This window comes from Actinocatenispora comari (assembly GCF_017312725.1).
Lineage (GTDB): Bacteria > Actinomycetota > Actinomycetes > Mycobacteriales > Micromonosporaceae > Actinocatenispora > Actinocatenispora comari.
In genome coordinates this window covers 1-21,806 of record NZ_BOPO01000017.1, presented here as the reverse complement: position 1 = coordinate 21,806, position 21,806 = coordinate 1, and the positions used below count along the sequence as shown (strand labels likewise).

23 protein-coding genes and 1 pseudogene are annotated in these 21,806 nt (G+C 75.0%); 12 read left to right on the top strand and 12 right to left on the bottom strand.

Features of this window, described 5'->3' with window-relative positions; translation table 11 throughout:
- Nucleotides 1-162 precede the first annotated feature (162 nt).
- A complete protein-coding gene (locus tag NUM_RS06555; RefSeq protein WP_207123670.1) occupies nucleotides 163-561 on the bottom strand; it encodes a DUF6069 family protein in 399 nt (132 codons plus the stop codon).
- Between the two features lie 171 nt (nucleotides 562-732).
- On the opposite strand from NUM_RS06555, the gene NUM_RS06550 reads away from it, so the two are divergent.
- Both NUM_RS06550 and NUM_RS06545 read left to right on the top strand, forming a co-directional pair.
- On the top strand, nucleotides 733-1,902 hold the full coding sequence (locus tag NUM_RS06550; RefSeq protein ID WP_225918375.1) for a sensor histidine kinase: 1,170 nt from the start codon (nucleotides 733-735) through the stop codon (nucleotides 1,900-1,902).
- Nucleotides 1,890-2,549, top strand: coding sequence for a response regulator (locus tag NUM_RS06545; protein WP_207123669.1), 660 nt, complete (start codon nucleotides 1,890-1,892; stop codon nucleotides 2,547-2,549). Before NUM_RS06550 ends, NUM_RS06545 begins: the two co-directional genes overlap by 13 nt.
- On the opposite strand, the gene NUM_RS06540 is transcribed toward NUM_RS06545, so the two are convergent.
- From NUM_RS06540 to NUM_RS06530, 3 genes are all read right to left on the bottom strand, one after another.
- Entirely contained in the window at nucleotides 2,544-3,689 is a 1,146-nt protein-coding gene (locus NUM_RS06540; protein WP_207123668.1) for an RNA polymerase sigma factor, read from the bottom strand. The genes NUM_RS06545 and NUM_RS06540 overlap by 6 nt on opposite strands.
- Complete coding sequence (locus NUM_RS06535) at nucleotides 3,686-4,093, bottom strand: YciI family protein (protein WP_207123667.1); 408 nt, start codon at nucleotides 4,091-4,093, stop codon at nucleotides 3,686-3,688. The genes NUM_RS06540 and NUM_RS06535 overlap by 4 nt, the downstream gene beginning before the upstream one ends.
- A gap of 93 nt (nucleotides 4,094-4,186) precedes the next feature.
- Nucleotides 4,187-5,299 carry an FAD-dependent oxidoreductase gene (locus NUM_RS06530; RefSeq protein ID WP_207123666.1) on the bottom strand — a complete coding sequence of 371 codons (1,113 nt, stop codon included), beginning with the start codon at nucleotides 5,297-5,299 and terminating at the stop codon, nucleotides 4,187-4,189.
- A gap of 104 nt (nucleotides 5,300-5,403) precedes the next feature.
- On the opposite strand from NUM_RS06530, the gene NUM_RS06525 reads away from it, so the two are divergent.
- The 3 genes from NUM_RS06525 to NUM_RS06515 all read left to right on the top strand — a co-directional run bounded on the left by NUM_RS06525 (nucleotide 5,404) and on the right by NUM_RS06515 (nucleotide 8,094).
- A complete protein-coding gene (locus NUM_RS06525; RefSeq protein WP_207123665.1) occupies nucleotides 5,404-6,030 on the top strand; it encodes a TetR/AcrR family transcriptional regulator in 627 nt (208 codons plus the stop codon).
- A gap of 61 nt (nucleotides 6,031-6,091) precedes the next feature.
- Nucleotides 6,092-7,507, top strand: coding sequence for an MFS transporter (locus NUM_RS06520; protein WP_207123664.1), 1,416 nt, complete (start codon nucleotides 6,092-6,094; stop codon nucleotides 7,505-7,507).
- Nucleotides 7,477-8,094, top strand: coding sequence for a GyrI-like domain-containing protein (locus NUM_RS06515; RefSeq protein ID WP_207123663.1), 618 nt, complete (start codon nucleotides 7,477-7,479; stop codon nucleotides 8,092-8,094). The genes NUM_RS06520 and NUM_RS06515 overlap by 31 nt, the downstream gene beginning before the upstream one ends.
- A gap of 13 nt (nucleotides 8,095-8,107) precedes the next feature.
- Here NUM_RS06515 and NUM_RS06510 read toward each other — a convergent pair whose 3' ends face one another.
- The 3 genes from NUM_RS06510 to NUM_RS06500 all read right to left on the bottom strand — a co-directional run bounded on the left by NUM_RS06510 (nucleotide 8,108) and on the right by NUM_RS06500 (nucleotide 10,373).
- On the bottom strand, nucleotides 8,108-8,833 hold the full coding sequence (locus tag NUM_RS06510) for an aminoglycoside adenylyltransferase domain-containing protein (RefSeq protein ID WP_207123662.1): 726 nt from the start codon (nucleotides 8,831-8,833) through the stop codon (nucleotides 8,108-8,110).
- Between the two features lie 203 nt (nucleotides 8,834-9,036).
- Nucleotides 9,037-9,576, bottom strand: coding sequence for a DinB family protein (locus tag NUM_RS06505; protein WP_207123661.1), 540 nt, complete (start codon nucleotides 9,574-9,576; stop codon nucleotides 9,037-9,039).
- Nucleotides 9,577-9,623: 47 nt separating this feature from the next.
- On the bottom strand, nucleotides 9,624-10,373 hold the full coding sequence (locus tag NUM_RS06500) for an FkbM family methyltransferase (protein WP_207123660.1): 750 nt from the start codon (nucleotides 10,371-10,373) through the stop codon (nucleotides 9,624-9,626).
- A 231-nt stretch (nucleotides 10,374-10,604) separates the two neighbouring features.
- Here NUM_RS06500 and NUM_RS06495 point away from each other — a divergent pair, with 231 nt between their 5' ends.
- On the top strand, nucleotides 10,605-11,624 hold the full coding sequence (locus NUM_RS06495; RefSeq protein WP_207123659.1) for an alpha/beta hydrolase: 1,020 nt from the start codon (nucleotides 10,605-10,607) through the stop codon (nucleotides 11,622-11,624).
- Here NUM_RS06495 and NUM_RS06490 read toward each other — a convergent pair.
- Both NUM_RS06490 and NUM_RS06485 read right to left on the bottom strand, forming a co-directional pair.
- Nucleotides 11,614-12,048 carry a ParB N-terminal domain-containing protein gene (locus tag NUM_RS06490; protein WP_207123658.1) on the bottom strand — a complete coding sequence of 145 codons (435 nt, stop codon included), beginning with the start codon at nucleotides 12,046-12,048 and terminating at the stop codon, nucleotides 11,614-11,616. The genes NUM_RS06495 and NUM_RS06490 overlap by 11 nt on opposite strands.
- Before the next feature lie 107 nt (nucleotides 12,049-12,155).
- Complete coding sequence (locus NUM_RS06485) at nucleotides 12,156-12,875, bottom strand: MerR family transcriptional regulator (protein WP_308440549.1); 720 nt, start codon at nucleotides 12,873-12,875, stop codon at nucleotides 12,156-12,158.
- 545 nt (nucleotides 12,876-13,420) lie between these two features.
- On the opposite strand from NUM_RS06485, the gene NUM_RS06480 reads away from it, so the two are divergent.
- The 3 genes from NUM_RS06480 (at nucleotide 13,421) to NUM_RS06470 (ending at nucleotide 16,189) form a co-directional block, all read left to right on the top strand.
- Nucleotides 13,421-13,984: a TetR/AcrR family transcriptional regulator gene (locus NUM_RS06480; RefSeq protein WP_207123656.1), complete on the top strand. Its 564-nt coding sequence runs from the start codon at nucleotides 13,421-13,423 to the stop codon at nucleotides 13,982-13,984.
- Between the two features lie 29 nt (nucleotides 13,985-14,013).
- The gene (locus NUM_RS06475; protein WP_207123655.1) at nucleotides 14,014-14,373 is read left to right on the top strand and encodes a cupin domain-containing protein; all 360 of its coding nucleotides are present in this window, start codon (nucleotides 14,014-14,016) and stop codon (nucleotides 14,371-14,373) included.
- A 184-nt stretch (nucleotides 14,374-14,557) separates the two neighbouring features.
- Nucleotides 14,558-16,189 carry an FAD-dependent oxidoreductase gene (locus tag NUM_RS06470; protein ID WP_207123654.1) on the top strand — a complete coding sequence of 544 codons (1,632 nt, stop codon included), beginning with the start codon at nucleotides 14,558-14,560 and terminating at the stop codon, nucleotides 16,187-16,189.
- Between the two features lie 260 nt (nucleotides 16,190-16,449).
- On the opposite strand, the gene NUM_RS06465 is transcribed toward NUM_RS06470, so the two are convergent.
- Nucleotides 16,450-17,679: an FAD-dependent monooxygenase gene (locus NUM_RS06465; protein ID WP_207123653.1), complete on the bottom strand. Its 1,230-nt coding sequence runs from the start codon at nucleotides 17,677-17,679 to the stop codon at nucleotides 16,450-16,452.
- Nucleotides 17,680-17,750: 71 nt separating this feature from the next.
- On the opposite strand from NUM_RS06465, the gene NUM_RS06460 reads away from it, so the two are divergent.
- Entirely contained in the window at nucleotides 17,751-18,302 is a 552-nt protein-coding gene (locus tag NUM_RS06460) for a TetR/AcrR family transcriptional regulator (protein WP_207123652.1), read from the top strand.
- 127 nt (nucleotides 18,303-18,429) lie between these two features.
- Here NUM_RS06460 and NUM_RS06455 read toward each other — a convergent pair whose 3' ends face one another.
- A complete protein-coding gene (locus NUM_RS06455; RefSeq protein WP_207123651.1) occupies nucleotides 18,430-19,452 on the bottom strand; it encodes a DsbA family protein in 1,023 nt (340 codons plus the stop codon).
- A 56-nt stretch (nucleotides 19,453-19,508) separates the two neighbouring features.
- Between NUM_RS06455 and NUM_RS06450 the strand changes: the two genes are divergently transcribed.
- Complete coding sequence (locus NUM_RS06450) at nucleotides 19,509-20,066, top strand: TetR family transcriptional regulator (protein ID WP_207123650.1); 558 nt, start codon at nucleotides 19,509-19,511, stop codon at nucleotides 20,064-20,066.
- Nucleotides 20,067-20,295: 229 nt separating this feature from the next.
- On the opposite strand, the gene NUM_RS06445 is transcribed toward NUM_RS06450, so the two are convergent.
- Nucleotides 20,296-21,255, bottom strand: coding sequence for a helix-turn-helix transcriptional regulator (locus tag NUM_RS06445; protein WP_207123649.1), 960 nt, complete (start codon nucleotides 21,253-21,255; stop codon nucleotides 20,296-20,298).
- Between the two features lie 76 nt (nucleotides 21,256-21,331).
- On the opposite strand from NUM_RS06445, the pseudogene NUM_RS06440 reads away from it, so the two are divergent.
- Nucleotides 21,332-21,806, top strand: a pseudogene (locus NUM_RS06440) (hypothetical protein); the annotation flags it as partial.

Below are 21,806 nucleotides of genomic sequence, written 5' to 3'. Positions count from 1 at the left end.
GAACGGTCAGCGGTGCCGGGACGGTCGGCGCCAGACCCGGGCCGGCGACCCGGGCCGGCAAGCAGGGCCCGGCTGGGCGATGGTCACGGCCGGCGACCGCTGCCGGGCTGCGCCGACGGCCACAGCCGGGCGGCTCCGGGCCGGTTGGTCGCGGTCGGCCGGTCAGGCCGGCATGCGGCCGGCGCGCAGGCCGAGCAGCAGGACCAGGCCGACGAGCAGGTGCAGCCCGATCAGGGCGGCCACGGTGCCGCCGCCGACGGCGCTGCCCACCGGGCCCAGCAGCGACAGTGCCAGAACGATCGTCGCGATCACCGTCCAGACCGTGCGCGCCCGCCCGGTGAGCCGGTCCAGCAGTGCCCGGAGACCCCAGCCGACGAGGCCTGTCACGAGGGTGGCCGCGATGACGGCGACGACACCGAGGCGCTGTTGCCCGGTACCGACCGTGACGGTCAGGTCGAGGCCGGCGACCGGGGCGAGCAGCGCCCAGCCGAGGACCGCGGTGGCGACGGCGGCCGCGACGGTGAGCGCCCGGGCCCGCGTCGGGCGGGTGGTGCTGGCCATGGGTTCCTCCACGATGTCGTGCGCCGGGACGTCCGGTCGCGACAGCCACCCTCCCCCGCCGGCGCGGGCGCCGGCATCGGCCGACCGGTACCGGCCGGGCAGCCTCCGGTCGGCGGGTACCGCGACTTTGGTCGGTGTCGGGTGCGCCGGGGCGGGCGTTACGGTCCCGGTGTGTGCGACACGACCTGGCCCGACGAGCTGCCGGCGACCCAGCGGCGCCGGGTACCGGCACTGATCGGTGCCGGGATCCTCACCGTGGCGATGGCGGTACTGACGGGCCTGACGGTGTGGTCGCGGTACTTCACCGACACCGGCACGCTGCGCTGGCTCGATGTGGCGGTCGGGGTGGTCGCGGTGGCGGCGGCACCGGTGCTGCTGTGGCGGCCGGTGCCGGCCGCGGTGCTGCTGACGGTGCTCGCGCTCCTGTCGCCGGCGGCGACCCCGGCGGCGTCGACGGCGGCGCTGCTGGTCGCCCAGCGGCGCCCGTCCCCGGTCGCGGCCGCCGTCGCGGCCGGCGGGATCGCCGCGCAGGCGGTGCAGGGTGCGTGGCGGCCGTCCGGCGGCCTCACGTACGGCTGGTGGCTGGTGCTGATCGTCGCCGCCTACGGCGCGCTGTTCGGCTGGGGTGCGCTCGCCCGGTCGCGCCGTGCGCTGATCGCCTCGCTGCGCGAACGGGCCCGCCGCGCCGAGGCCGAGCAGGGCCGCCGGGTCGCCGAGGCCCGCGCCGCCGAACGGGCCCGGATCGCCGGCGAGATGCACGACGTGCTCGCCCACCGACTGTCGCTGATCGCCACCTACGCCGGCGCGCTGGAGTACCGGCCGGATGCGCCCGCCGAGCAGCTCACGCACGCGGCCGGGGTGATCCGTACCGGGGTGCACCAGGCGCTGGACGAGCTGCGCGAGGTGATCACGGTGCTGCGCGACGACGAGCATCCGGACACTCCGCCCCAACCCACCCTCGCCGACCTGGCCCGGCTGGTCGAGGAGTCCCGGGCGGCGGGGATGCGGGTACGGCTGGCCGACGAGGTCACCGACGCCGGGGCGCTGCCGGCCGCGACCGGGCGCACCGCGTACCGGGTGGTGCAGGAGGCGCTGACCAACGCCCGCAAGCACGCCGCGGGCGCGCCGGTGGACGTCACCCTGACCGGGGCGCCGGGCGGGCGGCTGGTCATCGAGGTGACCAACCCGGTGCCGGCAAGCCCCGCCCGGCCGGCACTGCCGGGCACCGGTACCGGGCTGATCGGGCTCACCGAACGGGTCCGGCTCGCCGGCGGGGAACTGGACCACGGCGCGGCGGCCGGCCGGTTCCGGCTGCATGCCTGGCTAGCATGGCCGGCGTGACCCCACCGGTACGGGTACTGCTGGTCGACGACGACGCGCTGGTCCGCGCCGGCCTGTCGATGATGCTGGACGGCGCGCGGGGCATCCGGGTGGTCGGCGAGGCCGCCGACGGCGCCGACGTGCCGGCCGCGGCCGACGCGCACTCCCCCGACGTGGTGCTGATGGATCTGCGGATGCCGCGGGTGGACGGCATCACCGCGACCCGCCGGCTGCGGGCGCGCCCGTCGCCGCCGCAGGTGATCGTGCTGACCACCTTCGACGCCGACGAGAACATCCTGCTGGCGCTGCGGGCGGGGGCCAGCGGCTTCCTGCTCAAGGACACCCCGCCGGAGCGCATCGTGGACGCGGTCTGCCGGGTCGCCGCCGGCGAGCCGATGCTGTCGCCGGGCGTGCTGCGGCGGCTGATGGACCGCGCCGCGCACCAGGCGTCCCGGTACGAGCGGGCGCGGGACGCGGTCGCCACCCTCAGCCAGCGGGAACGCGACGTGACGGTGGCGGTGACCCGGGGCCACAGCAACGCGGAGATCGCCGCGGAGCTGTCCATGAGCGTCGCCACCGTCAAGGCGCACGTGTCACACATCCTCACCAAGCTCGACCTGGACAACCGCACCCAGATCGCGCTGCTGGGCCACGACGCCGGGTTATGACCGCAGCCCGGTGTTGAGCCGGGCGGCCTGCCGGGTGAGGTGGTCGCGCTCGGGGATGGTGACCGCGGCGCGCGCCGCGGTGGCGTAGAGCCGGGCCGCGGTGGCCCGATCGCCGGCCCGTTCGTGCAGGTAGGCGGCGGCCGCGGGGTAGCGGGGCAGGCCCTCGTCGAGCTCGGCCAGGGCGGCGAGCCCCGCCTGCGGCCCGTCCGCCTCGCCGAGGGCGACCGCCCGGTTGAGCCGCACGATCGGGCTGTCGGTCAGCGCGACCAGCTCGTCGTACCACTCGACGATCTGCACCCAGTCGGTCTCGGCCGCGGTGGGTGCGTCGGCGTGCAGCGCGGCGATCGCGGCCTGCGCCTGGTACTCGCCGAGCCGGTCGCGGGCCAGCGCGGCCTGCAGCACGTCGACGCCCTCGGCGATCAGCCGCGTGTCCCACCGGCTGCGGTCCTGCTCGGCCAGCGGGATCAGCCGTCCGTCGGTGCCGGTACGGGCCGGGCGCCGCGCGTGGTGCAGCAGCATCAGCGCGAGCAGCCCGGCTGCCTCCTCGTGCATGGTGCGGGTGGCGAGCTGCCGGGTGAGCCGGATCGCCTCGGCGGCGAGGTCGACGTCGCCCGAGTACCCCTCGTTGAACGCCAGGTACAGCACCCGTAGCACGGTGGCCATCTCGCCCGGCTGGTCGAACCGGACCCTGGCGACGGTGCGCTTGGCCCGGCTGATCCGCTGCGCCATCGTCGCCTCCGGCACCAGGTACGCCGCGGCGATCTGGCGGGTGGTCAGGCCGCCGACGGCGCGCAGCGTCAGCGCGACGGCCGACGCCGGGCTCAGTGACGGGTGCGCGCACAGGAAGTACAGCTGCAGCGTGTCGTCGGTGGCCGGGGCCGGCTCGGCCGGCGGTTGCTCGTCGACGCGTTCCTCCCGCCGGCGCCGGGCCGCGTCGGCGCGGGCCAGGTCGAGGAACTTGCGCCAGGCGACGGTGACCAGCCACCCCTTCGGCTCCCGCGGCGGGTCGTCCGGCCAGACCCGTACCGCCTCGATGAGGGCTTCCTGCACGGCGTCCTCGGCCGTCGCGAAGTCGGCTCCGCGGCGGACGAGGACGCCGATCACCGCGGGCACCAGCTCCCGCAGCAGCGCCTCGTTCACTCGGTGGTGTCCGCGTGGTCGGCCAGGAACGGGCGCAGCTCCAGCCACTCGTGGATCGGCCGGCCCCCGGCGCCGGGCGCCGCGGACAGCTCACCGGCCAGCTCCACCGCCCGCTCGTAGCTGTCCACGTCGATCACCATCCAGCCGGCGATCAGGTCCTTCGTCTCGGCGAACGGGCCGTCGGTCACCGGCGGCCGGCCTTCGCCGTCGTAGCGCACGAACGTACCCTCCGGCGACAGCGCCACCCCGCCGACGTACTCCCCGTCGCGCTCCAACCGCTTCGCGAAGTCGTCCATGTACTTGAGGTGCGCGGTGACCTCCTCGGGCGTCCACCGGTCCATCGGTACGTCGTTGACCGCCGCCGGCGCGCCTCGGTAGTGCTTGAGCAACAGGTACTTGGCCATGGTGTTCTCCTCGATCCGGTACGGCCGCCTCCGGCCGCGTTCACCCCAGGGACGCGGCCGCCCGCGCGTTCTCGACATCCTCCCCGGAATTTTTCACGACTGGACCTCGTCGAACAGCGCGATGGCCGCGGCGGGGTCGGAACTGACCAGCCGCTCCAGCCCCGCCTGGGTGATCTTCGCCCACTTGCCCGCCCGGGCCCACATCCGTTCCTCGAACGCCCAGACCGTCTCGTCCGGGTCGGCGGGGTCGGCGGCGAGCGCCTCGGCGAGCTCGGCGCCCTCCAGCAGGGCGAGGTTCGCGCCGACACCCAGCGGCGGCATCAGGTGGGCGGCGTCGCCCAGCAGCGTCACTCCGCGCACGTGCGTCCAGGTGTGGTCGACCGGCAGCACGTGCAGCGGGCGGTGGGTGAACGTGTCGCCGCGGCGCAGCAGGTCGAGCACCGGAGCGGCCCACCCGTCGAACAGGGCCAGCAGGCGCGACCGTACGGCCTCGGCGTCGGCCGGGTCCAGGTCGGCGTGCCAGTCCACCGGGGCCCGGAACTGCGCGTGCACCCTGACGTGGCCACCGCTGCCCCGTTGCGCGACGAGCGCCCGGTTCACCCCGTACACGGCCATCGCCCCGTCGCCGACCAGTCGGCCGAGGTCGGGGTGGCGGGTGTCGATGTCGTCCAGGGCGGTCTCGACGGTGGTGACGCCGGTGTAGTGCGGCGTCACCGGGGAGAGCGCCGACCGGACCCGGGACCAGGCGCCGTCCGCGCCGACCACCAGGTCGAACCTCTCCTGCCGCCCGCCCGCGACGTGCACCACGACGCCCCGGTCGTCCGGGGCCACCCGCGTCACGCGGCATCCCCAGCGGACCTCGAGCGGGCCGAGCAGCAGGTCACGCAGCTGCCCGCGGTCGATCTCGGGGTTGGCGTCGTCGTCCGGGCGGGGCTGCCAGTCGCGCAGCACGGTGCCGTCCACGTCCAGGATGCGCATGGCCTGCCCCTCCGGACGAGACAGCACCCGGAACTGCGGTAACAGGCCGGCCTTGGCCAGGGCGAGCTGTCCCAGCCCCTTGTGCAGGTCCAGCGTGCCGCCCGGGGGTCGCGCGGCGGGTCCGGAGTCGCGTTCGAGGACGGCGACGGGGTGGCCGTGCCGGTGCAGCACGCGGGCGACGGCGAGGCCGCCCGGGCCCGCGCCCACCACTGCAATACGTTGTCTCATTCAATACACTGTATTGGGTGCTCCACGGCGGCTCGCACGCGGTTGTGGCAAGACTGATCAGAAGTTCATAGACACTGTCTACGAATCTCTGGTAGACAGTGTCTATGGAATCCGAGAGCTCCGTGCGCGACCGGCTGGTGGACGCCGGGGTCGAGCTGGTGTGCGCCGACGGTGCGGAGTCGGTGGGGTTGCGCGAGATCGCCCGGCGCGCCGGTGTCTCGCACGGCGCGCCCCGCCGGTACTTCCCCACCCACCGCTCGCTGCTCGCCGCGATCGCCCGCCGTGGCTTCACCGAACTCGCCGACCGGATCGCCGCCGACACCGACCCCTCGACGCCAGCACGGCAGCAACTGGCGACGGCCGCACACACCTACGTCCGGTACGCGCGGGAGCGCCCCGGCATGTTCGAGCTGATGTTCCGGCACGACCTGCTGCGCGGCGAGGCGGGTGCGGCCGGCGGGCCACCGCTGCGCGAGACGAGCATGCCGCTGTTCCACCACCTGGTCGCGCTGGTCCAGGCGCACCGGCCGCGCCACGACCCGCCCGCTGCCGTCGTGGCGATCGCGCTGTGGACCAACGTGCACGGCGTGGCACAGCTCGGCCGCTGGGGCGCCGTCGGGCTGGCGCTCGGCGAGGACGATCCCGACCGGGCCGCCGGCCAGACCGACCGGCTGGTCGACACGGTGCTGACCGCCCACCTGGGCCCGGACGATCTCGGGGGCCGGTGGTGAGCGCCGACCGGCTCGTCGCCGGGATGCCGCCGCGGTTCGCGACGCCGCGCCGGGAGCGGCGGTGAGTGGGGCGGTGTCGCGGTCGGCGGCGCTGGTCGCGAGCGTCGCCGGCGCCATGATGGTCGCCCTGGACGGCACGCTGTTGCTGCTGGCCCAGCCCAGCCTGCAGCGTGAGCTGCACGCGACGATGACGCAGGTGCAGTGGACCGGCACCGGCTACCTGGTCGCGGTCGCCGCGCTGCTGGTGGTCGCCGGCCGGCTCGGCGACCGGTACGGGCACCGGCGGCTGCTGGTCGCCGGAGTCCTCGGTTTCGGCGCCGCGTCGGCGGGCATCGCGCTGGCGCCGACCATCGGCTGGGTCGTCGGCCTGCGCGTGGTGCAGGGCGTGTTCGGCGCGCTGCTGCAGCCGGCGACGCTGGCCCTGCTGCGGCTGCGGTACCCGCCGGAGCGGCTGGCCACCCCGGTCGCGGTCCGCACCGCCGGGATCGGGATCGCCAGCGCCGCCGGACCGGTGCTCGGCGGCGTACTGGTCGCGCAGCTGGGCTGGCGCAGCGTGTTCGTGCTCAACGTGCCGGTCGCGGTGGCCGTCGCGGCGGTCGGGTTGGCGGTCCGGCTCCCGGCCGCCCGCCGCCGCCCCTCCCGCACCGACCCGGGCGGCGCGGCGCTGCTCGCCGCGGTACTGGCGCTCGGCGTGTACACGCTGGTCGGTGTGCCGGCGCGCGGCTGGACCGGGGCGGCCACGGTGCTGGGCGCCCTCGGTACGGTGGTGGGCGCGGCGGCGTTGCTCGCGCACGAGCGGCGGGCCGCCGCACCGATCGTGCCCCGTACGGTGGCCGCGTCGCGGCCGGTGACCGCGGCGATCGGGCTGCTGCTGGTCACCGCCGGTGGGCTGTTCGGTGCGCTGTTCGTCGCCACGTTCTGCCTGCAGGACGTGCTCGGCCTCGACCCGCTGGACGCGGGCCTGCGGGTGCTGCCGCTGACCGTACTGATGGTGCTCGGCGCCCCGCTGTCCAGCCTGGCGCTGCGCCGGTACGGGCCGCGCCGGGTCGCCGCCACCGGCGTCGCGCTGGTGACCGTGGCGCTGGCTGGGCTGGCCCGGTTCGCACCCGCCGGCGACGGCGTGGCGGTCGGGTCGACCTGTGCGCTGCTGGGCGTCGGGTTCGCGGCGGTGATGGTCACCGCCACCGGCACCGTGGTCGGTGACGCGCCGGCCGGGTACGCCGGGGTCGTCGGCGGCCTGAAACAGACCGCGATGAACGTCGGGCCCACGATCGGCATCGCCGTCGCGGCGAGCGTGCTGCAGGCCGGCCGACCCGCCGGTACCCCGCTGTCGGCCGCAGCGGCGACCCCGGCGCTGCTCGCGCTCGCCGGGGTCGCCGCCGTCGGCCTGTACCCTGCGCTGCGACTACCGACGACCCGCCGGGGCGCGGGCAGCCAGGAGGACTCGTGGCGTCGTACGACATCAAGCGTGAGCTGAGACAGTGCTACGCGCCCCGCAACACCGTGTGGGGCCTCGTGGACGTGCCCGAGCAGCGGTTCCTCGCCGTCGACGGCGCCGGGAACCCGAACACCGCACCGGTGTACGCCCGGGCCGTCGAGGCGCTGTACGCGACCGCCTACACGCTGAAGTTCGCCGCGAAGCGCACCGGTGACGACTTCGTCGTCGGCCCGCTGGAGGGACTGTGGTGGGCCGACGACCCGTCCGTGTTCACCGCCCGGGCCAAGGACGCCTGGCACTGGACGATGCTGATCAGCCTGCCCCCGTCGGCGACCGCGGAGCTGGTCGAGGCCGCGCGCACCGCGGCGCTGGCGAAGAAGCAGAACCCGGCGATCGCCGAACTGCGGCTGCACACCCTGCACGAGGGGCGCAGCGCGCAGGTGCTGCACGTCGGCTCCTACGACGACGAGACGCCGATCCTCGCGCAGCTGCACGGCGAGTACCTCGATGCGAACGGGCTGCGGCCGACGGGGCAGCACCACGAGATCTACCTGAGCGATCCCCGCCGTACCGCGCCCGCGAAGCTGCGCACCGTGCTGCGCCAGCCGGTCGTACCCCGGGACTGATCGCCGGCCGCGATCAGAGCGCGAGCGCGGCGTCGATGGTGGCGTCCAGGTACGCCAGGGTCTCCCGGCGGCGCGCCACCGGGTTGCGGTAGCCGCGGCGCCCCTCGGCCCCGCCGGTGCGCAGCGCCAGGCTCTCGTCCAGGATCCGGTGCCAGCGCGGGCCGAACGTCTCCCGCGCGTACCGGCCGGCGCCGCACTTGGACGTCATCTCGCCGGTGGCCAGCGTGTAGTGCAGCCGGCTGACCCCCAGCACCGTCCACACCGGGTACCAGCCGGTCAGCCCGACCGCGAACCACAGCGGGCTCGGCCGGCGGCCCTGGTGCCAGGCGGGACGCCAGTACGTGCGCAGGTTGTCGGCGGTGAACGCGCGCAGCGCCGCCGGGTCGTCCCAGACGTCCAGCTCGTCGGGCTGCGGGCCGCGCACGGCGATGCCGTACCGGGCCAGCTCGCAGAACGTCACCGGGTTGATCCCGGACCGCCCGGCCGCCACGAACCGGCCCGACTGTGCGCACGGCACGTCGCCGCAGCCGTCCGGCCCGGCGGCGAGTTCGGCCTCGGTCAGAAAGCAGCCGTCGAACGACGGGCGCGGCTGCGCGGCGGTGACCCGGGCGTGCGCGTCGGCCAGTACCGCGGTGTCCGCCTCGGTGCGGCGCGACAGCACGGCGACGACGTCGATGTCGCTCGCGGTGCGGAACGGGCCGCGGCCGACACCGCTGGCCCGGAAGTCGCCCAACGCCACCGACCCGACCAGGTAGCAGCCGACGACCAGGCGCGGCCGCGTCGACGGTGGACAGGAACACCGACACGGCCCGCCGCACCTCGGCCGGCAGCTGTTCGTTCGCCATGCGCGGCACGCTACCGGGCACGACGCGACGCCCGCCCCGGCCGAGGCGACCGGAGCCGGGCGGCGGCTACCGACCGGTGCGGCCAGCCGGGCGGCGGCTACTGGCCGGTGCGGCCGTCGATGCACTCGCGGAGCAGGTCGGCGTGGCCCGCGTGCCGGGCGTACTCCTCGACCATGTGCACCAGCACGTCGCGGATGCTCACCGTCTCGTCGCCGAGCGGTACCTCGCGGCCCAGCTCGGCTTCGTCGAGCTCGTCGAGCCACGCATCGGCCCGGGCGATCTGCTCCTTCCAGCTGGCGAACGCCTCGTCCACCACGGACTGCTCGCCGATCGCGCCGTTGAAGTCGGCGTCCCGGTCGTCGGCGGTGCGGTACAGCCGGGCCCGGTCCGGGTGGCCCTGCAGGACCCGCTCGAACCAGTGGTGCTCGACGCTCGCCATGTGCCGGACCAGGCCGAGCAGGCTCATCGTGCTCGGCGGCACCGAGCGGCGGGCGAGCTGCTCGGGGTCCAGCCCGTCGCACTTCATCCCCAGCGTCAGCCGGTAGTTCGACAGGTATCCGCGCAGCGTCGCCTTCTCCCCCACCGGGTTGCCGTAGTCGCGGGGATCCTCGGCGCCCTCGGCCCACATGTCACTCATGGCGTCGAGCCTGCCCGGTGACGCAACGTGGCCGCAAGCGGATTGGGTCACCGGCCCGCCGTGCCCCGCGGCCGGAACAGGTAGTTGTTGGCGTGCACGCACACCGCGTCGACCGGCTGCCAGCCGCGACGCCACGCGTACATCTGGTAGTCACGCTCGGTCAGCCAGTCGGCGACCTCGTCCGCGGCGTAGGAGTACCGGGCGGTGTGCCGGGCCTCGATCTCGATCAGCATCGTCGGCCGGTACCGCTCGATCACCTGCCGGCCGCCGTGCAGCACGTGCAGCTCCCCGCCCTCGACGTCGATCTTGAGGAAGTCCAGCCGGGTCAGGTGGCCGTCGGCGGCCAGCCCGTCCAGCGTCTCGACCGGCACCGGCACGTCCACGTGGTACGGGTACTCGGCGTTGGAGCCCACGCCGTGGGTGTGCCAGTCCAGGAACGACCGGCTGGTGGCCGGGCCGCGGTCGTCGAACGGCACCCGCATCGACAGCCGGCCCGGCTCGGCGCCGACCGCCACCGGGTGATGGCACACGTTGCCGCGTCGCCGCGCACCCAGTACCCGTGACCACACCGGATGCGAGAAGGTCACCGGCTCGAAGCTGTGCACCCGCCCGGTGGGCCCGGCCAGCTGCGACATCGCCTGGCAGTACAGGCCGGCGGCGGAACCGACGTCCACGCAGACGTCGCCCGGAGCCACCAGCCCGGGCAGCGTGTACAGCTCGGTGTCCAGGTACGGCGTCCAGCGGGCGAGCAGGTTGGCCACCGTGGCGGTCACGGCCGGCCGGTCGAGGCGGTGCATCGGTCTCCTGACATCGAGGGACGACCCGGCAGACGACCGGTCGGCGACGACTCGGCGACCGCTCGGGCCACCGGCGCTCACCGACCGGTCGGCGGGACGGGCTCGACGCTAGGCGCCGGCCACGTCGCGCGTCATCGGCGCACCGGCGTACGCCTCGCGGACAGCCCCGGTGGCGCCGCGGTAGCCGCCGGGCGGATGCCGCCGCGCCCCGACGCGCCGCACACTCGGTCGGTGAGTACGTCGACAGTCGTTGCCCGGCAACGGACTCCGCCGCGCGCCCGCACCAGCCTGGTCCGGGCGATCGCCGCCGCCGGCCGCCCCTGGCCCCGTCCGGCGGCGGCCGGTCGCCTCGGCCGGCCCTACTGCCCGGAGCCGGTCGAGGTGACGCCGACGGCGGTGCACGAGTACCTCACCGCGTTGACCGAGCCGGCGCGACGGCGGCTCGCGGCGCGCTTCCCCGCCGCGGTCGGCACCCTCGACGGCGCCCCGCCGGCCATGCGGTACGCGGCGAACAGGCACCGGATGCGGCCCACCCGGTTCGGCACCTGGACCGGCCAGTACCTGCTGTTCGATCCGTCCCCGCCGGGCCGCGTCGCCCTGGTGTACGGGGACCTGTCGACCGCCGACCGGCTTGCGGTGCTGGTACCTGGCGCCGACAGCCGCCTCGCCGACTTCGCCCGCGGCCTCGGCGGCCAGCGACACCGGGCCCCGGCGGTACAGGCGGTGAACCTGTACCGGGTCGCCGACGCGCGACGCCCGCGCCGGGTCGCGGTCGTCGCCTGGCTCGGCTACCGCGCCCCGCGCGGTCCGCATCCCGAGGTGGCGCGCGAGAAGCTCGCCGCCGCCGGCGCCGCCGAGCTGGTTCGGTTCGTCCGCGGCCTCGCGGTGGTGGCGCCGCGAGCGGCGATCACGCTGCTGGGCCACAGCTACGGCTCGGTCGTGGTCGGCCTCGCCGCGGCCGCACTGCCGCCGCCGGTACGCGACATCGCCGTGTTCGGCTCGCCCGGGCTGGGCGTTGCCACCGCCGCCGAACTGGGTACCACGGCACGGATCTGGGCGGCCTGCGCGCCCGGCGACTGGACCCGCTTCGTACCCGGCGTGCGCCGCGGCGGGTTCGGCCACGGTCGCCGCCCCACCGACCCCGCGTTCGGCGCCCGCCCGTTCTGCACCGCCGGTGTCGCCGACCACGACCACTACCTCGCCCCCGGTACCGGCTCCCTGGCCGCCCTCGCCGCCATCCTCACCGGCTAGGTGCATCCGGCCGCCGGAGCAGGCGCGGATGCTCGCACAGACCGTCCAGGTCGGCATCCGACAGCACCATCGCGTCGATCTCCCGCCGATCCTCGATCGTCGCCTTCGCGAGCCGGTGGTACCCGTCCAGGATCACCAGCCGGCCGCGATGCCCGACGACGTGGACCGGGAAGCGCAGATCCGCGGCCAGCACCCGGCGCAGGTGATCGCCGAACCGGTCCGGTGCGTCGAGCACCTGCCGCGGCGTGACCTGGAACCGCCGGCCGTCGCGCTGCCACAGCGGCAGCTCCAGCAGCCACCCGAACTGCTCGACGGGCAGCCGCCGCACCGGCAACCGCAGTCGCCACAACCGATCCAGCCGCCACGGCACCATCGGCAGCGCCGCCCGCACCGCACCGGAGAAGCGGTGCGGGGCGGCCACCACGGCCGTTTCGTCACTGACGTTGTCGGGTTGCAGTGCGCCCGTCGGCGAGGCGCTGCTGGGGGGCGGTCGGTACTTCGGCTGGGGATGGGACGCGCGCAACGACTGCATCAGGGCTGGTCGAGGGCGGTGGCTCCAGGCTGGTCGAGGGCGGTGAGGTAGGTGTCGAGGTGAGCGGCGGCGGTGAGCAGGGCGCGGCTGCGGGTGGTGATGCGCTCCTGCCAGGTGTCGAGGAACGCGCGCAGCGGCTGCGTCCCGCCTGCCTCGCGCAACGACTCGACGAACTGGCCGACCTGGGTCAACGGGTACCCGCCGCGGCGTAGCTGGCGGGTGATCTCGGCGTCGCGCACCGCGCCCGGCCCGTACTGCCGGTAGCCCGTCGCCTGGTCCCGGTCGGGGCGCAGGATGCCGTCGGCCTCCCAGGCGCGCAGCGTCGCGGCGTGCACGCCGAGGCGGCGGGCGAGCTCACCGACGGTCAGCGGCCGGCCGTGCCGCGGTGCCGGCGGGGCACCGGACAGGGCGCCCAGCGCTGACGCCACCTCGGCGCGGGTGTCTCGTTCGGCGCCGAGTTCGACGTGCGCGGCGTCGATCAGCCGGTACGCCGAGTCGGGGTCGCCGCGGTTGACCGCATGCATGATCTCGACCGCCGTCCGGTGCCCGTGCCCGCGGCGCAGCGCCAGGAACGCCCGCAGCGCCTGGGCGTGCAGCGGTGTGTACCGCCGGTACCCGGTGGCGGTGCGCCCGGTCGGCGGGAACACGCCGGCCTCGTCGTAGTTGCGGATCGCCTGCGCGGACAGCCCGTGCTCGCGGGCCAGGTCGACCGGTCGCACCCACACCCCCGATGGAGGCTGTGGCCGAAGAAGCCCCGGTGATGTTCGGGAAGCCTCGCTGAGTTCGTCGAGGATACCGCCCCAGGCAGAGCCAGCCGGACGGGTGCGGGGTCGGCGGCGCACGTGCAGCCGGAGACGGTCCCGCACCGCACGAACGGTGGCAGCACCTCGACGTGTCCCCAGGCGTGGCGAGTCGACCCGGCCTCGGAGCGAGGGCAGGCCGCACCCATCGAACGATGCGCGCCCCTTGAGGCATCGATGCAACATAACGGGAATTATGTGGTGCAGCTCCGAGCGCCTCCTTGAGCGAGTTACTGGTTAATCAATATTGATAATTCGTTAATGTGGGCCGGGACGCCCGCGGGATCCCCCGGGAGATTCGTCAACGACGTAACTGGGTGGGTCCCTCGGGTCGGCTAAAGAGACGCACCGAATCGTGGCTTCGGACGTCCCGACGCGGTTCGGGCAGTCACGGACCGGGTCGCGGATCCGGCGGCCCCGGAACCGGGGCACCGACTGTACCTACTGGTATGTACACTGCGGTCGTGGACGCGCAGGAACGGCTGATCGAGAGCACCCGGGCGCTGTTGTGGGAGCGCGGCTATGTCGGGACCAGCCCGAAAGCGATCCAGCAGCGGTCCGGCGCCGGGCAGGGCAGCATGTACCACCACTTCGCCGGCAAGCGGGAGCTGGCGCTGGCGGCGATCCGCCGCACCGCCGAGCAGCTGCGGGCGGCGGCCGACGCGGAGCTGTCCGCCCCCGGTACCGCGGCGCAACGCATCACCGGCTACCTGCGGCGCGAGCGCGAAGTGCAGAAGGGCTGCCCGATCGGCCGGCTCACCCAGGACCCGGACGTGATGGCCGATCCGCTGCTGCGCGAACCGGTCGAGCAGACCTTCGACTGGCTGCGTACCCGACTCGCCGAGGTGCTCGCCGCGGGCCGCGACGCGGGCGAGCTCGATCCCGGCCTCGACCCGCGGGCCACTGCCGCGGTGATCGTCGCGGTGCTGCAGGGCGGGTACGTGCTGGCCCGTGCGGCGGGCCGCGACGACCCGTTCGACCAGGCCGTCACCGGCGTGCTGGCGCTCCTGACCCGACCCGGCGGCTGACCCGCACCCGACCCGTCCGAGAGGATCCGATGGACCACGACCAGCAGCACTCCCCAGCCCCCGTCACCCGTACCGTGCTGATCGATCAGCCGCTGCCGGCGCCGTTGCCGGTGCAGCGGGTCGAGGTGCGGCGCATCGTGATCGCGCCCGACACCGCCGGCGGGCTGCACGTGCACAACGGGCCGGTGTTCGGCTCCATCGAGTCCGGCTCGGCGGTGTACCAGATCGACGGTGCGCCCGAGACGGTCCTGACCCCGGGCGACACCTTCTACGAACCGGCCGGGGTGCGCATCGCCCGGTTCGACGCGCTCGGCGACGGAGTGACGTTCCTGGCGTACTTCCCGCTCACCGCCGGCCAGCGGGCCGAGCTGGAGTTCCCCGAGCGCTGAACGGCCCACCTCGCCGGGCGCCGACGCCGGGCGTGCTTGTACCGTGTGGTGGACCGCGACACCGGCCGAGGAGGTGAGACCCATGACCGCAGCAACGACGTGGGTGCTCCCCGTTCCCGTCACGGTCGGCGACTGACGCAGGTGTCGCCGGGAGCGCCGCAGGCACTCCCGAAAGGCACCGTTCATGGACTCCGCACCATTCACCGCCGCGCCGTCGTCGACCGACCCGGCCGAGCGGGGCGGCACCCCCGCAGGCCTCCCCGCGCCGGACGACCCCGCCCGGACGCCCGCCGGCCACGACGTGATCATCGCCGGCTGCGGGCCGACCGGCGCGGTGCTCGCCGCCGAACTGCGACTGCACGGCGTGCGGGTACTCGTCCTGGAACGAGACACCGAGCCGGCCTCGTACGCGCGGGTCGTCGCCCTGCACGTCCGCAGCATCGAACTGATGGCGATGCGTGGCCTGCTGGAGCGCATCCGGCCACACGCGCGGCAGCGCCCGGCCGCCGGCCTGTTCGCCGCGATCGACGCACCCGCGCCGCGGCTGGACTCCGCGCATCCCTACCTGCTGGGCATCCCGCAGCCGGTACTGGTCCGCCTGCTCACCGAGCACGCGAGCGAGCTGGGCGCGACGGTACGGCTCGGGTGCGCGGTGACCGCCGTCGAGCAGGACGACGAGGGGGTCACCGTCGGGCTCTCCGACGGCGAACGGCCGCGTGCGCGCTACCTGGTCGGCTGCGACGGCGCGCACAGTACGGTGCGCCGGCTGCTCAGTGTCGGCTTCCCCGGCGAGCCGGCGAGGACCGAGACGCTGATGGGTGAGCTGCAGCTGGCCGCCCCGCCGGAGGAGGTCGCCGCCCGGGTGGCCGAGATCGGCAGCAGCGGGCATCGGTTCCAGCTGCGACCCACCGGTGCCGGGACCTACAGCGTCGTGGTCCCGGTCGCCGAGGTCGGCGAGCGCTCGGCACCACCCACCGTGGCCGACTTCGCCCGCGAGCTGCGCGCCGTCGCCGGGACCGACTTCGGCGTGCACTCCGCGCGCTGGCTGTCCCGCTTCGGTGACGCCACCCGGCTGGCGGAACGCTACCGGATCGGGCGGGTGCTGCTCGCCGGCGACGCGGCACACATCCATCCACCGACCGGCGGCCAGGGCCTCAACCTGGGCGTGCAGGACGCCGTCAACCTCGGCTGGAAGCTCGCGGCGCAGGTCCGCGGCTGGGCGCCGGACCCGCTGCTGGACACCTACCACACCGAACGCCATCCGGTCGCCGAGCAGGTGCTGGACAACACCCGGGCCCAGATGGAACTGCATGCCACCGACCCCGGCACGCAGGCCGTACGCCGGTTGCTGACGGAGCTGATGGACTTCGAGCAGGTGAACCGCCACCTGATCGAGAAGATCACCGCACTCGACATCCGGTACGAGGTCGGCGAGCCGACGGGTCGATCCAGCGGCGAGCCGACGGATCGGCCCCGCGACGACAGTCGCGAGGCGACGAACCGGGCCGCTGACGAGCCGGACCAGCGGCCCGGCGGTGCGGGTCGCGATCTGCTCGGTCGCCGCCTGCGCGACCTCGACGTGCGGCGGGGACGTCTCTACGATCTGCTGCATCGCGGCCGCGGGCTGCTGCTGGACCGCACCGAGCGGCTGAGCGTGGCCGGCTGGGCGGACCGGGTCGACCACCTGCCGGACCGGACCGCGGCGCTGGATGTTCCGTGCGCGCTGCTGCGGCCCGACGGCCACGTCGCCTGGATCGGCGACGATCAGCAGGACCTGGACGACCACCTGCGCCGCTGGTTCGGCAACCCCGTCTGAGCGGCGAACGGGTCGCGCGGTGCGGCGGCTCCCGGTCGGCGCCGCCGGTGGCAACATCGGCGGCCGGCCACGACGGCCGGCGGCGCAGGAAGGTCGAAGCGAGCGTGGCCCGGCTGCACTGTCGGCCGCCGAGGCCACCGGGTTCGACGCGGCGGTGACCCGACTGGTCCAGCCGTGGGCGGTCGACGGCCGGCTGGAGCTGGCCGTCGACGCGACCGTGTCGTGGGGTCGGGTGCGGACCCCACGAGCCGTCCGCCGGATCACGGCTCCTCGACGATCGCCGCGGGCGCCGGGAACGGCGGGTGGTCCGCGACGGTCATCGAGTCGTACAGGCGGGCGCTGTTGGTGGCGAGGCGCAACACGGCGCGGCCGGCACGGGTGGGCAGCGCGGCGACCAGCCGGGAGACCTGGGCCAGCCCGGTGACCCCGAGCCGGGACGTGGGGATCAGGGTCTTCGCCGCGCTCAGGGCGGACGCCCGGCTGCCGCGCACGTACGGCGTCATGATGCGCTCGTAGCAGGCGAAGGCACGCTCATGGTCGCCACCAGCCGTCGCCAGCTCCCCGGCCAGCACGTACGCGCCGACCATCGCCAGGGTGGTGCTGCCGCCGACGGCCGGGCCGGGGCTGTAGCCGGCGTCGCCGACCAGCGTCACCCTTCCCCGCGACCAGGTGTCCATCCGTAGCTGGCTGATCGAGTCGAAGTAGAACGAGGGGGTGCGGTCGAGCTCGGCCAGCCAGCCGTCGACCTCGGTGTCCAAGCCGGCGAACGCGTCGCGCAGCAGGTGCTTCTGCCGGGCCACGTCCCGGTGCCGGTAGTCGAGTTCGTGGTCGCTGCGGAACAGGAACAGTACCCGGGCGTCGCCGAGGTGCGGCGCGCCGTACATGCCGGCGGTGCGGCCGACGCCGACGTGGATGCGCAGCTCGCGGTCCAGCCCGGGGTTGGGCAGGCTCAGCACCCCGAAGTACGCGCCGATGAAGGAGCGCAGCGGCGCCTCGTCGCCGAACGTCAACCGGCGCACCGTGGAGTGCAGCCCGTCGGCGCCGATCACGAGGTCGTACCGGCGAGGTGCGGCGTGCTCGAACCGCACCTCGCCGTCGGGGTCGATCGCGGTGATCGAGTCGCCGTAGCGGTACTCGACGTCGTCGCGGCTGGCGTCGCGGACGATCTGGCTCAGGTCGTCGCGCATGATCTCGAGGTGCCGCCCGGACGCGGCGCCGAAGATCCTCTCGAGGTCGACCCGGACGCCGCGGCGCGCGCCCTCCGGGTACACGGTCATCCGGTTGGTGCCGGTGGCGCGCTGCTCGACCCGGGCGAGGGCGCCCATCCGTTCCGCGATGTCGACCGCGGGGCGGAACAGGTCGACGGCGTGGCCGCCGGTGGTGCGTGGGGCCGGCGTCCGCTCCACCACGGTGACGGCGAATCCGTGCCTGGCCAGCCAGTACGCCAGGACCGGTCCGGCGATGCTGGCGCCGGAGATGAGAACCCGCATGGCATGCCTCCTTACTTACCGATAGGTAAGCGTACCCGTTTACCTATCGGTAAGTAAGGTAGGGTGGCGGCATGCCTCGCCCGTCCGACACCAAGCAGCGCATCCAGCGCACCGCCCGGGAGCTGTTCGCCCGGCAGGGCGTGCACCGCACCAGCCTGCAGGAGATCGCCGACCGGCTCGGCATCACCAAACCGGCGCTGTACTACCACTTCTCGTCCCGGGAGGAGCTGGTGCGCAGCATCGTGCAGCCGATCATCGACGAGGAGGAGGCGTTCCTCGCCGCGCAGGAGGCACTGCCCTCGGTCGACCCGTACGCGCTGCTGGACGGGTACTTCGACTTCCACTACCGGCACCGCGCCGAGATCATGCTGATGCTCAGCGAGCTGACCACGTTCGCCGAACTCGGCCTGATCGAGGTCGTGCTGGCCTGGCGCCGCCGGTTCGGCCGGCTGCTGCACGGCACCGAACCCACGCTGGACCAGGCCGCCCGGGCGGTCGTCGCGTTCGGCGGCATCCAGGACTGCACGATCCAGTTCCCCGACGTACCGCAGGAGCAGCTGCGCCGGGTGGCCCTCGACGCCGCGTGCGCGGCCCTCGGCCTCGACCCACCGCACCGGTCCTGACCCGCCCGGGCGGGTCAGGACCGCCGAACCCGGCGGGACCGGAGCGGGCGGCCGAGGACCGGCTTCGGTTCTCGGCCGCCCGGAGAAGTGGATCGGGCCAGCCCGGGCGGGCCGCCGACGGTGGTCGTCAGCGCAACCAGGTGCTCGCCCGGGTGGCGTACCCGGGGTCCATCGCGGCGGCGAGTCGCAGCTCGGCGGCGGCGTCGTCGGCGCGCCCCTGCCGTTGCAGGGTGCGGCCGAGCAGCAGCCGTCCGTACGCGTCGTCCGGGCGCGCGGCGACCAGCTCGCGCAGCACCGCCTCGGCCCGGCCCAACTGCGCGGAGCCGAAGTACGCCCGGCCGGCGAGCTCCAGCACCGCCGGCTCCCGGTGCTCGTCGAGCACCGGGGCGAGCAGCCGCAGCGCGCCGAGCGGGTCGCCGCCGGCCAGCAGCGACTCGGCCCACCGGTACCGCTCGACCGGCCCGTCGCCGGTCTCGTCGTCCGGCCCGGCGGCGGCGCTGATCTGGGTGCCGTCGGCGGCGCGGAGCAGGTCGAGGATGGCCTCCGGCGGCTGGGCGCCACGCAGTGCCGTGCGGCCGACCACGATCGTCGGCGAGGCGACGATGCCCCGGGCCCGGGCGACCAGCAGCGCGTCGGTCACCTCGTCGGCGCCGGCGCCTTCGGCGAGCACGTCGGCGCCCAGCCCGGCGTCGGTGGCGATGCGCGCCAGTACGGCCGGGTCGCTGATCGGTGCACCGGCGACGAAGTGCGCGTGCAGCAGGGCCTCGACGACCCGGCCCTGCGTCGCGGCACCACCCTGCCGGTACGCGAGGGCGACCAGCCGGTGCGCGTCGGTGGGGTCGACCCGCCAGGCGGCGCCGAAGCGGGGGCCGATGCCCTCGTCGGCGGCGGCCGCGGCGGCCCGCATCCGGGCGGCGGCAGGTGCCTCGTCGGGATCCGCGCCGCAGCTGCTGAGCGCGGCGGCGACCTGCGGGTCCTGCAACGCCTGCCCGAGCCGCACCGGCCGCGGCGGCGCGGTCGGGTCGATCCGGTACGGGCGCCAGTGCAGCTCGGGCGGTTGGCCGGGCCAGTCGGCGAGGGCACGCTCGATCCGCCGCTTTGCCACGTACGCCCAGCCGCAGACCAGGTCGGCCCAGATCTCGATACGCATGCCACCACGGTAACCGACAACTGTCGTTTAGCCAACAGGTGTCGTATAGTGGCGGGGTGAACCCCGACGATCCACGGGCCCGCCGCACCCGCGCCGCGCTGCGCGACGCGGCGCTGGCCCTCGCCGCCGACCGCCCACCGGCCAGCGTCACCATCGCCGCGGTCGCCGCCGCCGCCGGCGTCAACCGGGCCACTGTCTACCAGCACTACCCCGACCGGGACGCGTTGCTCGCCGACGCGATGGGCGATGCGGTCACCGCCGTGGTCGACCAGGCCGCCCTGTGCCCGCTGCGCGCACCCGGCGAGGTGCCGCCCGAGCCGCTGGTGCGGCTGTTCGAGCAGATCGCCGCCCGGCGCGCGCACTACGCCCGGCTGCTGTCCGCCGACGGCTCGGCCCGGTTCGCCGCCGAGTTGCGCGACCGGCTCGCCGCCGCGCTGCGCGACCGGTTCGCGGCCGGTCAACGACCCGCCGTCGGCCCCCAGGTGCCGGCCGGAGTGCACGCCGCGTGGTTGGCCGGCGCGCTGGTCGGCGTCATCGCCGACGCATCGGCCGCCACGTCACCGGTGGCCCCGGAACGGCTCGCCGCCGCCTGCTGGACCCTGATCACGACCTGACCGGTGGGCCGCCGCGCGACCAGCGCGACGACCGGCATCCGGGGCCGGTCGGTTGGCAAGGCGTCGGGCAACGAGGTGCCGGGCGCCGTGCCCCTCTCGGACTGCGGGCAGTTCGAGCAGCGGGGCCGGCGCGGTGACGATCGGCGCCAGCCCCGCTGCCGCAAGGGTCAGGGCCGGGCCGCCCGTGCCTGGTCGACGTCGGCGATGGTGTACCTGCCGCCGCAGGCGGTCAGGGGCGGGCGGCGCGGGCGTACCGGTCGGCCAGCGCCGCCACCGCGGTCACCAGCTCCGGCGGGTCGAGCACCTCGAAGTCGGCGCCGAACATGCCCAGGTACACCGCGAGCATGTCGATGTTGTCGGCGCCGGTGCGCAACAGGCAGCTGTGCTCGTCGACCGGGTCGATCTGCCCGGCCGACGCGGGCATCCGCTTCGCGAGCTCGTCCGCGCCGACCAGCACCCGGACCGTCGCCTGGTAGCGCCACGGCGCGGTCGACACCCGGCGCGCCACGTACTCGGCGAGGTCGTCGGCGGGCAGCGGGCGGGGCGTGAACCGCGGCCCGGTCGGGATCCGCGGGGTGATCCGGTCCACCCGGAACGTGCGCCAGTCGTCGCGGTCCAGGTCGTAGGCCACCAGGTACCAGCGGCGGCCCCACGCGACCAGCCGGTACGGCTCGACCGTACGCACCGTGTCGTCGCCGTCGTGGCTGCGGTAGTCGAACCGGACCCGTTCGGTGTCCCGGCACACCGCGGCCAGCGTGGTCAGCACCTGCGGGTCGACGGTCGGGCCGGCCGCGGCCGGTACCCGCAGCACCGACACGTTCAACGCGCGCACCCGGTGCCGCAGCCGCGGCGGCAGCACCTGCTCCAGCTTGGTCATCGCCGACAGCGCCGTCTCCTCGATGCCGGTCACCGCGCCCCCGGCCGCGGTGCGCAGCGCGACCCCGACCGCGACCGCCTCCTCGTCGTCGAGCAGCAGCGGCGGCAGCGCCGCACCGGCACCCAGCCGGTACCCGCCGAGGGTGCCGGTCGCCGCGGCCACCGGGTAGCCGAGCTCGCGCAGCTTGTCCACGTCGCGGCGCACCGTGCGCACGCTGACCCCGAGCCGCTCCGCCAGCTCCGGCCCGCCCCAGTCGCGCCGCGACTCCAGCAGGGACAGCAGGCGCAGCAGTCGCGCCGAGGTTTGCAGCATGAGACGCAGTGTGGCACCCGCTGCGGCCAGGATCCGACCGCAGGTCGGCGCGCCGCGGTACCTAGACTTGACCGACATGGCCGACCCCGCCACCGAACCCGCCGCCGACGCCAGCCAGGCCGAGGCGCCCACCCGGCCCTGCGCGTACTGCGGGAAGCCGGTGCCGCAACGCATCGGCGCCGGGCGCCCGTTCCGGTACTGCCGGGACAACGACGGCGGCTGCCAGCGGGCGGCCCGCAACTCGCGGATGCGGGAACGCCACGCGCCCGGCCTCACCGGCCAGATCGCCCGCTCCTGGGAACTGGTCGACCGGCTGGAGCAGCTGACCGACACGCTCGCCGAGTCGCTGCACGCCGAACTGTCCCCCGCCGGCGTCGAACGCCAGGTCGCCCAGGTACGGGCGGAGACCGCGGCGCAGCTCGCCGCGGCGCACGCCGAACGCGACGAGGCCCGTACCGAGGCGCAGGCCGCGCGGCAGGGCCACCGGGATGCCGAGGCGAGCGCCGCGCAGGCGCTCGAGGCGGCGGAGGCCGCCGCCACCGAGGCCGGTT

Coding starts and splice junctions, on each gene's coding strand:
- NUM_RS06545 (WP_207123669.1), top strand. CDS start 1,890: ATGGCCGGCGTGACCCCACCGGTACGGGTACTGCTGGTCGACGACGAC.
- NUM_RS06500 (WP_207123660.1), bottom strand. CDS start 10,373: ATGCACCGCCTCGACCGGCCGGCCGTGACCGCCACGGTGGCCAACCTG.
- NUM_RS06535 (WP_207123667.1), bottom strand. CDS start 4,093: ATGGCCAAGTACCTGTTGCTCAAGCACTACCGAGGCGCGCCGGCGGCG.
- NUM_RS06555 (WP_207123670.1), bottom strand. CDS start 561: ATGGCCAGCACCACCCGCCCGACGCGGGCCCGGGCGCTCACCGTCGCG.
- NUM_RS06470 (WP_207123654.1), top strand. CDS start 14,558: ATGGACTCCGCACCATTCACCGCCGCGCCGTCGTCGACCGACCCGGCC.
- NUM_RS06525 (WP_207123665.1), top strand. CDS start 5,404: ATGGAATCCGAGAGCTCCGTGCGCGACCGGCTGGTGGACGCCGGGGTC.
- NUM_RS06505 (WP_207123661.1), bottom strand. CDS start 9,576: ATGAGTGACATGTGGGCCGAGGGCGCCGAGGATCCCCGCGACTACGGC.
- NUM_RS06475 (WP_207123655.1), top strand. CDS start 14,014: ATGGACCACGACCAGCAGCACTCCCCAGCCCCCGTCACCCGTACCGTG.
- NUM_RS06460 (WP_207123652.1), top strand. CDS start 17,751: ATGCCTCGCCCGTCCGACACCAAGCAGCGCATCCAGCGCACCGCCCGG.
- NUM_RS06530 (WP_207123666.1), bottom strand. CDS start 5,299: ATGAGACAACGTATTGCAGTGGTGGGCGCGGGCCCGGGCGGCCTCGCC.
- NUM_RS06455 (WP_207123651.1), bottom strand. CDS start 19,452: ATGCGTATCGAGATCTGGGCCGACCTGGTCTGCGGCTGGGCGTACGTG.
- NUM_RS06465 (WP_207123653.1), bottom strand. CDS start 17,679: ATGCGGGTTCTCATCTCCGGCGCCAGCATCGCCGGACCGGTCCTGGCG.
- NUM_RS06445 (WP_207123649.1), bottom strand. CDS start 21,255: ATGCTGCAAACCTCGGCGCGACTGCTGCGCCTGCTGTCCCTGCTGGAG.